General features: G+C 62.4%; 13 protein-coding genes. 7 read left to right on the top strand and 6 right to left on the bottom strand.

Annotated features, from left to right (window positions below):
- Positions 1 to 47: 47 nt before the first annotated feature.
- A complete protein-coding gene (locus BM300_RS19660) occupies positions 48 to 719 on the top strand; it encodes a TetR/AcrR family transcriptional regulator (protein ID WP_092463712.1) in 672 nt (223 codons plus the stop codon).
- A 33-nt stretch (positions 720 to 752) separates the two neighbouring features.
- Positions 753 to 1,607 carry a sulfurtransferase gene (locus BM300_RS19655; RefSeq protein WP_092463709.1) on the top strand — a complete coding sequence of 285 codons (855 nt, stop codon included), beginning with the start codon at positions 753 to 755 and terminating at the stop codon, positions 1,605 to 1,607.
- Positions 1,608 to 1,739: 132 nt separating this feature from the next.
- Here the strand turns inward: BM300_RS19655 and BM300_RS19650 are convergent, their stop codons facing one another.
- From BM300_RS19650 to BM300_RS19635, 4 genes are read right to left on the bottom strand one after another with little or no spacing between them, the layout of a single operon-like run.
- Entirely contained in the window at positions 1,740 to 2,738 is a 999-nt protein-coding gene (locus BM300_RS19650; RefSeq protein WP_092221582.1) for a hydrolase, read from the bottom strand.
- A 31-nt stretch (positions 2,739 to 2,769) separates the two neighbouring features.
- Complete coding sequence (gene rsmD, locus BM300_RS19645) at positions 2,770 to 3,381, bottom strand: 16S rRNA (guanine(966)-N(2))-methyltransferase RsmD (RefSeq protein ID WP_092150048.1); 612 nt, start codon at positions 3,379 to 3,381, stop codon at positions 2,770 to 2,772.
- On the bottom strand, positions 3,381 to 4,871 hold the full coding sequence (locus BM300_RS19640; protein ID WP_092463706.1) for a M16 family metallopeptidase: 1,491 nt from the start codon (positions 4,869 to 4,871) through the stop codon (positions 3,381 to 3,383). The genes rsmD and BM300_RS19640 overlap by 1 nt, the downstream gene beginning before the upstream one ends.
- Positions 4,864 to 6,219 (bottom strand): M16 family metallopeptidase, encoded by a 1,356-nt coding sequence (locus BM300_RS19635; protein ID WP_072346190.1) that lies wholly within the window; start codon positions 6,217 to 6,219, stop codon positions 4,864 to 4,866. Before BM300_RS19635 ends, BM300_RS19640 begins: the two co-directional genes overlap by 8 nt.
- Positions 6,220 to 6,563: 344 nt before the next feature.
- On the opposite strand from BM300_RS19635, the gene ftsY reads away from it, so the two are divergent.
- From ftsY to rpoH, 4 genes are all read left to right on the top strand, one after another.
- Positions 6,564 to 7,997 carry a signal recognition particle-docking protein FtsY gene (gene ftsY / locus BM300_RS19630; protein ID WP_092463704.1) on the top strand — a complete coding sequence of 478 codons (1,434 nt, stop codon included), beginning with the start codon at positions 6,564 to 6,566 and terminating at the stop codon, positions 7,995 to 7,997.
- Positions 7,994 to 8,665, top strand: a complete 672-nt coding sequence (gene ftsE / locus BM300_RS19625; RefSeq protein ID WP_003177474.1) for a cell division ATP-binding protein FtsE — start codon at positions 7,994 to 7,996, stop codon at positions 8,663 to 8,665. Before ftsY ends, ftsE begins: the two co-directional genes overlap by 4 nt.
- Complete coding sequence (gene ftsX / locus BM300_RS19620; protein WP_092345230.1) at positions 8,662 to 9,684, top strand: permease-like cell division protein FtsX; 1,023 nt, start codon at positions 8,662 to 8,664, stop codon at positions 9,682 to 9,684. The genes ftsE and ftsX overlap by 4 nt, the downstream gene beginning before the upstream one ends.
- A gap of 113 nt (positions 9,685 to 9,797) precedes the next feature.
- The gene (gene rpoH, locus BM300_RS19615) at positions 9,798 to 10,652 is read left to right on the top strand and encodes an RNA polymerase sigma factor RpoH (protein ID WP_003177476.1); all 855 of its coding nucleotides are present in this window, start codon (positions 9,798 to 9,800) and stop codon (positions 10,650 to 10,652) included.
- A 185-nt stretch (positions 10,653 to 10,837) separates the two neighbouring features.
- Here the strand turns inward: rpoH and mtgA are convergent, their stop codons facing one another.
- On the bottom strand, positions 10,838 to 11,560 hold the full coding sequence (gene mtgA / locus BM300_RS19610) for a monofunctional biosynthetic peptidoglycan transglycosylase (protein WP_092463701.1): 723 nt from the start codon (positions 11,558 to 11,560) through the stop codon (positions 10,838 to 10,840).
- Positions 11,561 to 11,633: 73 nt separating this feature from the next.
- On the opposite strand from mtgA, the gene BM300_RS19605 reads away from it, so the two are divergent.
- On the top strand, positions 11,634 to 12,005 hold the full coding sequence (locus BM300_RS19605; RefSeq protein WP_092150057.1) for a DUF423 domain-containing protein: 372 nt from the start codon (positions 11,634 to 11,636) through the stop codon (positions 12,003 to 12,005).
- 23 nt (positions 12,006 to 12,028) lie between these two features.
- Here BM300_RS19605 and BM300_RS19600 read toward each other — a convergent pair whose 3' ends face one another.
- Positions 12,029 to 13,996, bottom strand: a complete 1,968-nt coding sequence (locus tag BM300_RS19600) for an acyltransferase family protein (RefSeq protein ID WP_092463698.1) — start codon at positions 13,994 to 13,996, stop codon at positions 12,029 to 12,031.
- Positions 13,997 to 14,107 lie beyond the last annotated feature (111 nt).

Here is a 14,107-nt window from a genome sequence, read left to right as displayed (position 1 = left end):
GGTCGTAAGATGCCGATCAATGCCTTCGTCGAATTAAAGCCCAAACCATGGCCCCACGAATGAAAACCAGCGAGCGCATCGTGCAAAACAGCCTCGAGCTGTTCAACCAGCAAGGCGAGCGCAGCGTCAGCACCAACCACATTGCCGCCCACATGGACATGTCCCCAGGCAACCTCTATTACCACTTCCCCAACAAGCAGGCGATCATCGCCGTGCTGTTCAGTGAATATGAGAACCTGGTGGACAGCTTCCTGCGCCCGCCCCAGGGCCGTGCGGCCACGGTGGAGGACAAGCGCTTCTATTTGCAGGAGCTGCTGGCGGCCATGTGGCGCTACCGTTTTCTGCACCGGGACCTGGAACATCTGCTTGACAGCGATCCGGACCTGGCGGCGCGCTATCGACGGTTTTCCCAGCGCAGCCTGATCCACGGCACCGCTATTTATGAAGGTTTCGTTGCCGCCGGCATCCTGAAGATGGACCGGGTGCAGATCGAGTCCCTGACCCTCAATGCCTGGATCATCCTCACGTCCTGGGTGCGGTTCCTGTGCACCACGCGGGAAAACTTCAGCCACCTGAGCGAGCAGGCCATCAAGCGTGGCGTGTACCAGGTACTGGTGTTGGAGGCCGGTTTCGTGACCGATCAGGCCCGCGATGAGGTGGATGCACTGTTCAAAGAGTATTACGTCCCCCTGGCCCAGACCCTGGAGGAAGGGCAGTAGGATCGACCCCCAACTTAGCCACAGGAGTTCACCATGCCCATTGCGCAACTCATCAGCCCTCAAGCCCTCGAAGAGCGGCGATCACAGCCAGGGCTGGTCATCCTCGATTGCCGTTTTGCCCTGGAAGACCCGGATTATGGCCAACGCAGTTACGCCGAGGGCCACATCGCCGGTGCGTCGTTCGCAGACCTTGAGCGCGACCTGAGCGGGGCGGTGACCAAAGGCGTGACCGGGCGTCATCCGCTGCCGGAGCCGGGGGCCTTGATCGAGCGCCTCAAGGCCTGGGGAATCGATAACGACAGTGATGTCGTGCTGTACGACGACGGTCCCGGTGCCTATGCCGCGCGGGGCTGGTGGTTGCTGGCCTGGCTGGGCAAGCGCGATGGCGTGTACATCCTCGACGGCGGGCTCAAAGCCTGGCATGCCGCCGGCTTGCCCTTGAGCCTGGATCCGCCGAAGAACAGTCGCGGGAACTTCAGCGGGGCACCGGACGCGAGCTTGGTGCTCAGCGCCCAAGCGCTGCAACAACGCCTCGGCCAACCGGACATGACCCTGCTGGATGCCCGGGCGTTGCCGCGATTCAAAGGTGAAGTCGAGCCCATCGACCCGATAGCCGGGCATATCCCGGGCGCCCAGTGCGCGGCGTTTACCGATAACCTGGGCGCCGATGGGCGCTTCCTGCCGGCCGACCAGCTCAAGCAGCGCTTCGCCGAAAAACTGGACGAGCGCTCGCCCACCGACCTGGTGGCCTATTGCGGCTCCGGCGTGACGGCGTGTCATAACCTGTTTGCCTTGTGCCTGGCCGGGTATCCCTTGGGGCGGTTGTACGCGGGCTCGTGGAGCGAGTGGATCAATGATCCCCAGCGGGGCGTGGCGAAGGGCGAGTGATGTGATTGGCCAGGGCGCTTTTGTGTGGCGAGGGAGCTTGCTCCCGCTGGGCTGCGAAGCGGCCCCCCTCAGGTGAGTGCTGCGCACTCAAGCGGGAGCAAGCTCCCTCGCCACAGAAAACCAAGCCACGGTTCAGTCTCGACCCAGATGGGCCAGCCATGTCGGAATCCGCCGCTCCAGGTAATACCCCGGGCGCCGCAGGGTTCCGTCGACAAACCCTACATGCCCGCCCCGGGCGTGCAGTTCAATCCGGGTCGAGGCGGATAATTCGTCCGGTTCTGGCAGGCTGTGAGGGAACACAAAAGGATCGTCGGCGGCCTGGATGACCAGGGTCGGCGTGCAGATGCCCGCCATGAAATAACGGCTGGAGGCACGGCGGTAGTAATCCGCGGCATCGGAGAACCCGTGCAGTGGCGCCGTCACCCGGCCGTCAAAGTCCCAGAAGGTGCGCATGTTTTCCAACGGGCCAAGCGCCGCCAGGGTCGCCAGGCCTTCGTGGCGTCCGTCGTGCTGGAACTGACGTTGCTTGTTGCGCACATAGGCCACGAGCTGGCGCATGAAATGCGCCTGGTAGAACCTGGAGAATCCTTGGCCGATGCGGTCGGCACACTGGTCGAGGCGAAACGGCACCGAGACCGCCACCGCCCCTTGCAGCTGGCTGTCGCGGCCGGTTTCCCCCAAATGCTTGAGCAGCACATTGCCGCCCAGTGAATACCCCACCGCAAACAGCGGTGCCAGGGGGCGTCGGGCGCGCAAGTGGGTGATGGCGGCGGCGAGGTCTTCGCTGACGCCCGAGTGATAGCTGCGGGGCAGCAGGTTCGGCTCACCCGAGCAGCCACGCCAGTTCAAGGCCGCACTGGCCCAACCCTGGCGACCGAGAGCCTGTTGCAGTCCGGCCACGTAAGGTGAGTTGGAAGAGCCGGTCAGCCCGTGAAGCACCAGCACCAGTGGTGCCTCGGCGCTGTGGGGGCCGTGCCAGTCAAGGTCGAGGAAATCACCGTCTTCCAGCCACAGGCGCTCGCGTTGGCGCTCGATGTGTGTGGTCTTGCGCCATAGCGGACCCCACAAAGTCTGCAGGTGTGGGTTGCCAAGGCCCGGGGCGGGGACGAAACGCTCAGATGCGGCGGACATCATTATTGTTCTCGATGCACTGGTCAGCCGTTCAGTCAATGTCCTTTGCCAAACGCTGCCACAACGCGTAATACACCCGTCCGGATTTCTGCTCGCGATGCAAGCGCCAATTGCCCGGCAAGCCCAAGGTGGACGGGGCGGTCTCGCTTTCAGTGTAGACCCAGGCATCCTCGGCCAACCACTGACGTTCCTCGAGCAAGGTGCAGACCGTCGGCAACAGGTTTTGGTTGAAAGGTGGGTCGAGGAACACCAGGTCGAAAGGCGTTGCCGGTTGGCTGTCCAGGTAGCGCAGGGCGTCGGCGGTCTGCACCTGGCCGACGGTGCAGCGCAGGGTGCCCAAATGTTCTTTCAGGCTGGAGACAGCCAGGTTGCTGGCGTCCAGCGCCTGGCCCATGGCGGCGCCACGGGACAGGGCCTCGAGAAACAGCGCGCCGCTGCCGGCGAACGGGTCGAGCACCCGGGCACCCGCCACGTAGGGTGCGAGCCAGTTGAACAGGGTTTCGCGCACGCGGTCCGGGGTGGGGCGCAGGCCCGGGGCATCCGGGAAGCTCAAGCGCCGGCTGCGCCATTCGCCGCCGATGATACGCAACTGGTTCACACCGTTATGCACGGGTTTCTTGCTGGAATTCGATGGGCGGGCCATTAGTGCTCCGGAACTCCGAGCGGCTGCTCGGCAGGTTTGTCAGTGGGGGGCGGCAGCGGCTTTTGCGGCACGCTCGGGCCGGCGGTGACGATGACCATTTTGTCGGTGTTCAGGTGCTTGTTCAGTGCGGCCTTGACCTGATCGACCGTCAGTTCCTGGGACTGACGCATGAAGTCCTCCAGGTAGCTCAGCGGCAAGTCATAGAAGCCCATGGCGCCAAGCTGGCCGACGATATCGGAGTTGCTGGCAGTGGACAGGGGGAAACTGCCGGCCAACTCACGCTTGGCGTCGTCGAGTTCTTTCTGGGTGGGACCGTTCTTGAGGTAGTCGGCGAACACGTCCTGCACCAGTTTCAAGGTGCCTTCGCTCATCTCGGCGCGGGTCTGCAGGTTGATCATGAACGGGCCCCGGGCCTGCATCGGCGTAAAGCCGGAATACACGCCGTAGGTCAGGCCACGTTTTTCCCGCACCTCGGTCATCAGTCGGGTACCGAAACCACCGCCGCCAAGAATCTGGTTACCCAGGGAGACGGCGGCAAAGTCCGGGTCGTCCCGGTCGATGCCCAGTTGCGCGAGCATCAGGTTGGTCTGCTTGGATGGGAACTCGATGTGCTGGACGCTTGCTTTCGGCTCCACCGGCGCCGGGGTTTTCGCCAGGGCCGGGCCCTTGGGCAACGCAGCGGACACCTGGCTGGCGACCGCTTCGGCCTCGGCGCGGGACAAATCCCCCACCAGTGCGATCACCGCGTTGCCGGCGGTGTAGGCCTTGGCGTGGAATGCCCGGGCCTGGGCCAGGGTGATCGCTGGGATGCTTTGCGCGGTGCCGTCGCTGGAATGGGCGTAGGGGTGATCGCCATATAGGCGCTTCATCAGCTCCAGGCCCGCCAGTTTGCCGGGGTTCTGTTTCTGGTACTCGAAACCGGCGAGCATCTGGTTCTTGATGCGGGCGAAGGAGTCGGCAGGAAAGGTCGGTTTGCCGACGACTTCGGCGAACAGCTTCAACGCCGGCTCACGCTTGTCGGCTGCGCTGAGGCTGCGCAGGGACGCCACGGCCATGTCGCGGTAGGCGCCGTTGCCGAAGTCTGCACCGAGGCTTTCGAAACCTTGGGCAATGGCGCTGACGTCCTTGCCGGCCACGCCTTCGTTGAGCATGGCGTTGGTCAGCAGCGCGAGGCCAGGGGCGTCGCCGTCCTGGCTGCTGCCGGCGGCGAAGGTCAGGCGCAGGTCGAACATTGGCAATTCGCGGGCTTCGACGAACAGCACCTTGGCGCCGTCGGCGGTTTTCCAGGTTTGCACGTCGAGCTGGCGGTGGCTGGGGGCTTTACCGTCCAGTTCCGCCAACGATTGCAGCTTGTTGCCGGACTTGGCGTTATCCAATGCCTGGCTGGCGGTGACGTCGGTGGTCGGCGACAGATAGAACGCCAGGGCGCCGGCCAGGACGATGAGCGCCAGGCCGATCAATACCGGGCGCCGTGATTTGCGCTCACTCATGAGCTTTCTCCTCGGGCAGGACATGCGCAACGCTCAGGCGCGAGCGGGTGAAATACAGCTGGGCTGCCTTCTGGATATCTTGCGGAGTCACGCTTTGCAGTTCAGCGAGTTCGGTGTCCATCAGCTTCCAGGACAAACCGACGGTCTCCAGCTGGCCGATGGCGGTGGCCTGGCTGGTGATCGAGTCGCGCTCATACACCAGGCCGGCGATGACCTGGGCGCGCACGCGTTCCAGCTCTTCGGCAGTCGGCGCGGTGGTCTTCAGTTGATCGAGCAAGCGCCAAAGCCCTGCCTCGGCCTGGGCCATGGTTTTGTTTTTCTGGGTATTGGGCGCCGCCGACAAGGTGAACAGCGAATCCCCACGGGTGTAGGCGTCGTAGTTCGACGAGCCGCCGGACACCAGTTCTTCGCCGCGCTCCAACTGGGTCGGGATCCGACCGCTGTAACCGCCGTCCAGCAAGGCGGAGATCAGTCGCAGGGCATTGACCGAACGCTTGTCGGTCGCCGTGGCGATGCTCGGGACGTTGAAGGCCAGCATCAGGCTCGGCAGTTGGGTCTGTACATGCAGGGTGATCTGGCGTTCGCCGGGTTCGGCCAGCTCCAGGGGAATCTTTGCGGTCGGCACGTCACGCCGGGCCACCGGACCGAAATAGCGCTGGGCCAGGGCCTTGACCTCATCCGGCGTCACATCGCCGACCACCACCAGGGTCGCATTGTTCGGGGCGTACCAGGATTCGTACCAGTGGCGCAGCTCGCCGACGGTCATCCGGTCCAGGTCGGCCATCCAGCCGATGGTCGGCGTGTGATAACCGCTGGCCGGGTAAGCCATGGCCTTGAAGCGCTCGTAGGCCTTGGACATGGGCTTGTCGTCGGTGCGCATGCGGCGCTCTTCCTTGATCACTTCGATCTCGCGGCTGAACTCCTCCGGCGGCAGGCGCAGGCTGGCCATGCGGTCTGCTTCCAGTTCGAAGGCCACGCCCAGGCGGTCGCGGGCCAGTACCTGGTAATAGGCGGTGAAGTCATCGCTGGTGAAGGCGTTCTCTTCGGCACCGAGGTCGCGCAGGATCAGTGACGCTTCGCCGGGCCCGACTTTTTCGCTGCCCTTGAACATCATGTGCTCAAGGGCGTGGGACAAACCGGTCTGGCCTGGCGTTTCGTAGCTGGAGCCAACCTTGTACCAGACCTGGGAGACCACCACCGGCGCACGATGGTCTTCGCGCACGACGACTTTCAGGCCGTTGTCGAGGGTAAATTCGTGGGTGGGTTGTGGATCGGCAGCCAAGGCTGAAAAGGGCAGACAAACTGTGCTGAGCAGCAGGCCTGCGGCGCGGCGGGCAAGAGCATTCATTCGTGTTTAAACCTGTTGGGTTGCCTGCTTGGCCTTAGCCTCAGCAGGCGAGGAGGTGCTAGGATACTGATCCGTTTTACTGGCGGCCACGCCTATCGGGCCTTTTATCGGCCCGGGGTTGTCTGGGTTCCCCGGAGAAATGTCGGGTTTACTCGTTGATCCCGGCGTTTTCGCCGATGATGCCGTACCAGTCCTTCGAAAAAATCGACTTTGGGGCGTCCTGGGGACGCTTCGACAAAATGTTGCGCGTGAACAAGCTGGATCAAACGCAGTCTGTTCAGCATTGAATATTTATCACCGAGGCGCCCTTGTGGCGCGTCGCTACCGTGAGATAGCCGTCCTCCATGTTTGGTTCCAACGACGACAAGAAGACCCCAGCTGCGGCTGGCGAGAAAAAAGGCCTGTTCGGATGGCTGCGCAAGAAGCCGCAGGAAACCGTCGTCGAACAGCCACAACCGCTGCCTGAATCCGCCGCCGAGGCAGTGGCCGAAGCAACCGCGCCCATCGTCCTGCCGATTGCCGAGCCGGTGCTGCAGCCGATCGAGCCTGAGCCCGTTGTCGAGCCGGTGGCCGAGCAGCCGCTGACCCCGTCCGCCGAGCAAACCCCCTGGCTGACCTTGCCGGTGGCGGAAGAACCGGTCGCGCTGGTCGAGGAAACGGCGCCGCATGTCACCCCGCCGATTCCAGCGCCGACGCAGGTTGTCGAGGCGCCAGTCATCGACGCTGTCGTTGAGCCGCCGGTCGCCGTCGTTGCGCCCGTGGTTGCGCAAGCCGCACCTGAGTCGGCACCTGCGCTGTTGGAAACCATCGCCCCCGTCGAGCCCGTCCGTAGCACCGAGGAAAACAAGGTCGGTTTCTTCGCCCGCCTCAAGCAGGGCTTGTCCAAGACCAGCGCCAGCATCGGCGAAGGCATGGCCAGCCTGTTCCTGGGCAAGAAAGTCATTGATGACGAATTACTGGAAGACATCGAGACCCGCCTGCTGACCGCCGACGTCGGTGTCGAGGCCACCTCGGTGATTATCCAGAGCCTGACCCAGAAGGTCGCGCGCAAGCAGCTGACCGACGCCGATGCACTGTACAAATCCCTGCAGGGCGAGCTGACCAGCCTGCTCAAGCCGGTGGAAAAACCGCTGGTGATCGCCTCGCAGAACAAGCCGTTCGTGATCCTGGTCGTCGGTGTCAACGGTGCTGGCAAGACCACTACCATCGGCAAGCTGGCGAAGAAGCTGCAGCTCGAAGGCAAGAAAGTCATGCTGGCCGCCGGCGACACCTTCCGCGCCGCCGCCGTCGAACAGCTGCAAGTGTGGGGCGAACGTAACAAGATCCCGGTCATCGCCCAGCACACCGGCGCGGACTCCGCTTCGGTGATCTTCGACGCCGTGCAGGCCGCCAAGGCCCGTGGCATCGATGTGTTGATTGCTGACACGGCCGGTCGCCTGCACACCAAAGACAACCTGATGGAAGAATTGAAGAAGGTGCGCCGGGTGATCGGCAAGCTCGACGCCGACGCACCCCACGAAGTGCTGCTGGTGCTGGACGCCGGTACCGGCCAGAACGCCATCAACCAGGCCAAGCAATTCAACCAGACCGTCGAACTGACCGGGCTGGCCCTGACCAAACTCGACGGCACCGCCAAGGGCGGGGTGATTTTCGCCCTGGCCAAGCAATTCGGCCTGCCCATTCGCTACATCGGCGTGGGTGAAGGCATTGACGATTTGCGCACCTTTGAAGCCGAGCCCTTTGTCCAGGCACTGTTTGCCGAGCGGGAGCACTCATGATTCGTTTCGAACAGGTCGGTAAACGCTATCCGAACGGTCACGTCGGCTTGCATGAGCTGAGCTTTCGGGTCCGTCGGGGCGAGTTTCTGTTTGTCACCGGCCATTCTGGTGCCGGTAAAAGCACCCTGCTACGCCTGCTGCTGGCGATGGAGCGGCCCTCCACCGGCAAACTGCTGCTGGCCGGCCAGGACCTGAGCACCATCAGCAATGCCCAGATCCCCTACCTGCGACGACAGATCGGCGTGGTGTTCCAGAATCACCAGTTGCTGTTCGATCGCACGGTGTTCAACAACGTCGCGTTGCCGTTGCAGATCCTGGGCCTGTCCAAGGCCGAGATCATCAAGCGCGTGGACTCGGCCCTGGAGCGTGTGGCCCTGTCGGACAAGACCGACTTGTACCCGGGCGACTTGTCCACGGGTCAGCAACAGCGCGTCGGCATCGCCCGTGCCATCGTCCATCGCCCGGCCTTGCTGCTGGCGGACGAACCCACCGGTAACCTCGACCCGCGCCTGGCGGCGGAGATCATGGGCGTGTTCGAAGACATCAACCGCCTGGGCACCAGCGTGCTGATTGCCAGTCACGACCTGGCGCTGATCGCGCGCATGCGTCACCGCATGCTCACGTTGCAACGCGGTCGATTGATCGGTGACGGGGAGGCTGGCGTATGAGTGCGACTCGCAGCCCGAAAGTGGCCGAACGCGTGGCCCCGAAGGCCTCCGATCCGCAGCCGCAAAAGAAAAAACGCGACGATGATGACGGGCCGGACTTCGCCACGCTGCTGCGTGCCTGGATCGAAAGCCATCGCGCCAGCCTGCTGGACAGCCTGCGGCGCCTGGGCAAGCAACCCATAGGCAGCTTCTTTACCTGCATGGTGATGGCGGTTGCCCTGAGTCTGCCCATGGGGCTGTCATTATTGCTAAACAATGTCGAGCGCCTGGGCGGTTCCTGGCAGCGCGCGGCGCAGATTTCCCTGTACCTGCAGATGGACGCGAGCCCCGGTGAAGGCCAGGCGCTGCGCGAGCAGATCAAGGCCATGCCGGGCGTAGCCGATGCCGAATACATCGGGCGCGAAGAGGCGCTTGAGGAGTTCCAGCAGCAGTCCGGCCTGGGCGAAGCCCTCAAGGAGCTGCCGGAGAATCCGCTACCGGGCGTGGTGCTGGTGACGCCGAATGAGGTCGACAAGCCGACCCTTGAAGCATTAAGACAAAGACTTTCCGAGTTGCCGAAGGTACAACAGGCGCAACTTGATCTAGTCTGGGTCGAGCGTCTTGCGGCGATCCTCAAGCTCGGCGACCGGTTTGTATTCGGTCTGACGGTGCTGCTGGTTTCTGCATTACTTTTGGTGATAGGCAATACCATTCGTCTTCATATTGAAAACCGCCGCACCGAGATAGAAGTGATTAAACTCGTCGGCGGTACGGACAGTTATGTACGCAGGCCCTTCCTTTATATGGGGGCGCTGTATGGCTTCGGTGCCGGGATTCTATCCTGGGGCGTATTGGCGTTTGGCCTGGACTGGCTGAACGATGCGGTTGTGGGGCTGGCCGGTTTGTACGGCAGTGATTTTGCGCTGGCCGGAGTGCCAGTCGCCGACGGTCTATCGCTCTTGCTTGGCGCGGTGCTGTTGGGTTATATCGGTGCATGGATTGCGGTCGCACGCCACTTGCGTGAGCTTGCGCCAAAATAGAGTTTTTTTGCGCGTATTGACCTTTCGGTTTTTGTGGGAACTTGTCCTACGGTTCCCGGTCAATTTTCGCAGTGCTGAACTGCACGAGTTATGTGAGTCGGAGGTTTTTTCGTATGACCACTTCTTTGCAACCTGCTTATGCTCTGGTCCCGGGTGCGAACCTGGAGGCCTATGTGCACACGGTGAACAGCATCCCCTTGCTGACCCCCGAGCAGGAGCGTGAACTGGCCGAGAGTCTCTATTATGAGCAGGATCTTGAGGCGGCTCGGCAGATGGTGCTCGCCCACCTGCGTTTTGTCGTACATATCGCCCGCAGCTATTCCGGCTACGGGCTGGCCCAGGCCGACCTGATCCAGGAAGGCAACGTCGGCCTGATGAAGGCGGTCAAGCGCTTCAACCCGGAAATGGGCGTGCGCCTGGTATCGTTTGCCGTGCACTGGATCAAGGCGGAAATCCACGAGTTCATCCTGCGCAACTGGCGCATCGTGAAAGTCGCGACCACCAAGGCCCAGCGCAAGCTGTTCTTCAACCTGCGCAGCCAGAAGAAGCGCCTGGCCTGGCTGAACAACGAAGAAGTCCACCGCGTGGCTGAAAGCCTGGGCGTAGAGCCGCGGGAAGTGCGCGAGATGGAAAGCCGCCTGACCGGCCATGACATGGCCTTCGACCCGGCCGCCGAAGCGGACGACGACAGCGCTTTCCAATCGCCGGCCAACTACCTGGAAGACCACCGGTACGACCCGGCACGTCAACTGGAAGATGCCGACTGGAGCGACAACTCCAACACCAACCTGCACGAAGCCCTGGAAGTGCTGGACGAGCGCAGCCGCGACATCCTCTACCAGCGCTGGCTGGCCGAGGAAAAAGCCACGCTGCACGACCTGGCGCAGAAGTACAACGTGTCGGCCGAGCGGATTCGTCAGCTTGAGAAGAGCGCGATGAACAAGCTCAAGGTGTCGATTGCGGCTTGACCTGCGATAGCAGCCATAAAAACGCCCCGATCAGCGATGATCGGGGCGTTTTTGTTTGTGTGATCGTTCCCACGCTCTGCGTGGGAATGCCTCCACGGACGCTCTGCGTTCGGCTCTTGAGGGGACGCGGAGCGTCTCAGGCTGCATTCCCACGCGGAGCGTGGGAACGATCATAAAGCGAGTGGCTACTGCGCCCAAGGTGCTCGCCGCGAATCATTGAGCCCCAGCAAATAACTGTCGCCCCCCAACTGGCTCATCTGCTGGCGAATCCAGCTCGCCCTGCGCAGCACGTAAGGGCTCGGCCGGCTGGCGCTCCATTTCCGCGGGTTAGGCAAGACCGCCGCCAACAGGCTGGCCTGCTGCCGGGACAGCGCGTCGGCGCTGACGCGAAAATGATGCCGTGCTGCGGCTTCGGCCCCGAACACACCGTCATCCCACTCGACGCTGTTGAGGTACACCTCAAGGATCCGCTGCTTGGGCCAGAACACCTCGATCAGTGCGGTGAACCAAGCCTCGAGCCCCTTGCGCAGCCAGCTGCGGCCCGACCACAGGAACAGGTTCTTGGACACTTGCTGGCTGAGGGTGCTGGCGCCGCGAATCGAACCGCCACGGCCGTTGTGGGCGAACGCCGCCTGGATCGCGCCGATGTCGAAGCCCCAATGCTCGGGGAATTTCTGGTCTTCGCCAGCAATCACTGCCACTTTCAGGCTATCGGAGATCTGGTCCCAAGGCTGCCAGGTGCGCTGCAGGTCGATCGGTTCGCCGCTGAACCAGGATTCAACCTTGCGCTCGATCATCAGCGCCGTGAACGGTGGCGGCACCACGCGAAACAACAGCACCAGCACAACACTGCCGACGGCGAACCAGAGCAGGGCTTTAACGAATCGTCGAAACAGTAAACGCAGCATAGAGATGGCTTGGCCGAACCCGTCGAGCGGGCCATTATACAGACCCTGCCCACCGAGTCTGATTGGAGTTCTCATGTTGCGTAGCTTTCTGATGCTGGCTGCTTTTTTCGGCTTCACGGGCGTGGCACTGGGAGCATTTGCCGCCCACGGCCTGAAAAACCGCCTGAGCGCCGAGTACCTGGCGATTTTCCACACCGGGGTCACCTATCAACTGGTGCATACCCTGGCGTTGCTGGGCGTTGCGCTGCTGGCCACGCACATCCCCGGGCGCATCGTCACTTGGGCTGGGGTCTCTTTTGTGGTGGGCATCCTGTTGTTCTCCGGCAGCCTGTACCTGTTGACGCTTACGGGCATCAGCAAGCTGGGCATCATCACACCGTTCGGCGGCGTGGCGTTCCTGATCGGTTGGCTGTGCCTGGGTCTTGCCGCCTGGCGCCTCGGTTAACGGTGCCGACAATTTGCACGCTTTCAGCCATTGAGCAGGGCTTTCATGAAAGAAGGCGCAAGGAGGCGATTGCCATGGCCGCTGAGGTGATCACCGTCGCGAAAAATCGGTTTGTCGTCGCGATAGGCCGAACAAGTCGGGCCTGGACACAGCAGCGGCAGCGGATCCCAGATGCGTAGCATCGAATATTGACGGGCCAAGCGGTCGAGCAGCGCCATTTGAGCTGCCCGTAGCTGATCAAGTCGATCTCGCGTGATGGTGAACCCGGGGGTGCAGATCGGGTTCATCCGGTTGAACCAGTCCGAGCAGCGATAGGGCGGGGCTTTGAACAGCGGCATGGGCGCATTGATCAGCACCCGCACCTCGGCAGCCATCAAGCGCCTCAGGACCGTTTCAGCAGAAATCCGAGCCTCCTCCATCTTCCCGGGCGTGAGCTCAGCAAGCACGTCATTGAACACGGTTTCCTCGCCCCGTGCCCATTCGCGCCCTGCCAGCTCCGGCATGCGTAAAGAGGCGAGAAAGACGATATCACCCGGTTTGGCCCGCGCCTCGATGTCGCGCAAGGCCTTTTCCCGGGCTGGGGCGCAGGCACCCTGTGGGTCGGGTGCGATAAGACTGGCCACCGGGCAGCCGCCGCGCTCGTATTCCACGACCCTGATGCCGAGTTGTCGTGAGGCGAGGCTCAGCATTGTGCGATAGGCCGCCGCGTGCGAATCACCGAAAACAAACAACTGGCGACCCTGCAATGGCGAGTCATTGATGGATTCGCTGGCCGGCCGTTGCGGTAGCCGCCTGGAGAACCAGGTGTAGGCATCGCGGGTCTGGCTCAGTGACACGGCTTCGGGGTTTTCGCTGACCCAGCGCGCACCTGACCATGACAGGGCGAGCGCGCAAAGCCCTGAGGTAATGGTGATCCAGGCGCGGCGTTGGAACATCGAATCGCCGGTGCGCAGCGGGGTCTCGACCCAGTGATAGGAGGCAGCAGCCAATGCCATGACGATCACCGGGTAGGCCAATTGCACGACCAGCAGCTCCAGGCCGGTGGTCCAGCGCAGGAGCACCAGAACCGGCCAATGCCAGAGATACAGGGAGTAGGACAGCCGGCCGATGTAGGTCGCGGGCGACGATTGCAGCAATCGCAACAGCCGCGATGAGGGCGCGGTTTCCTGCGCCACGGCTGCAATGATCAACAGCGTGCCCGAAACCGTGATGAGCGCCCAGGGGAAGGGGAACTGTCTTTCATCGGCGAGAAACAATCCGCTGGTCACCAATGCGAGTCCGCCGAGCAAGGCGACCTGGGATACGAAAGGCGATGTTGGAGCGAGGCGTCCTGTTGCGATCATCTGGAAGAGGATCGCTCCTGCGGCCAACTCCCAGAATCGACTGGGCAGCAGATAGAAGGCTTCATGAGGGTGGTCCCGTGTCTCAAAGGCGCTATAGGCCAGTGATACCAGCGCCAGCAGAGGCAGCAAGGTCCAGACCAGTTTGCTGCGTTCCCGGTAGCGCAACCAGAGGAAATGGATGAGAGGAAAAACCAGGTAGAACTGCTCTTCTACCGCCAGGGTCCATGTGTGGGTGTAGGGGTTAAGCTGAGTGGAAGGTGAGAAGTAGGTGTCGGTGTTCCACGCCAGCACGAAGTTGCTCAGGCCGAAGAAGGCGGCCAGCCCGGTGCGGTCATTCTGGGCGCTGAGCCAGGCTTGCGGCACGAACATCGCCGAGAGCATCCCGCACACCAGCAGCATTGATAGCAAGGCCGGCACGATACGCAGGAATCGTCGGCGATAGAAATCCGCCAGATAGGCCACGAAGCTCAGGTTGGCGCGAGCGGACAGCGACTGGCTGATGACGTAGCCCGAGATGACGAAGAAGATATCGACGCCGGTAAATCCACCGGGCAAAGCCTTCAGAAAGTCGGCGTGGAAAATGATCACGCTCAGGACTGCAAATGCGCGCAAGCCGTCGATGGCGGGAATATGCTGAGTGCTGGCCACAGGCGCCTCTCGTGGTTCTTCCTTTTGTGAGATTCATTTGGAGGCAAAGAATATAGGTGGGGTATGGCGCGGCTTGAACCGTGAAGTTGTTTCAGGGTTAGTCCCCGTTTA

Source organism: Pseudomonas sp. NFACC46-3 (assembly GCF_900114515.1).
Classification (GTDB): Bacteria; Pseudomonadota; Gammaproteobacteria; order Pseudomonadales; family Pseudomonadaceae; genus Aquipseudomonas; species Aquipseudomonas fluorescens_Q.
Note: the sequence above shows the minus strand (reverse complement) of the source record. Positions and strands in the feature narration are given on the sequence as shown.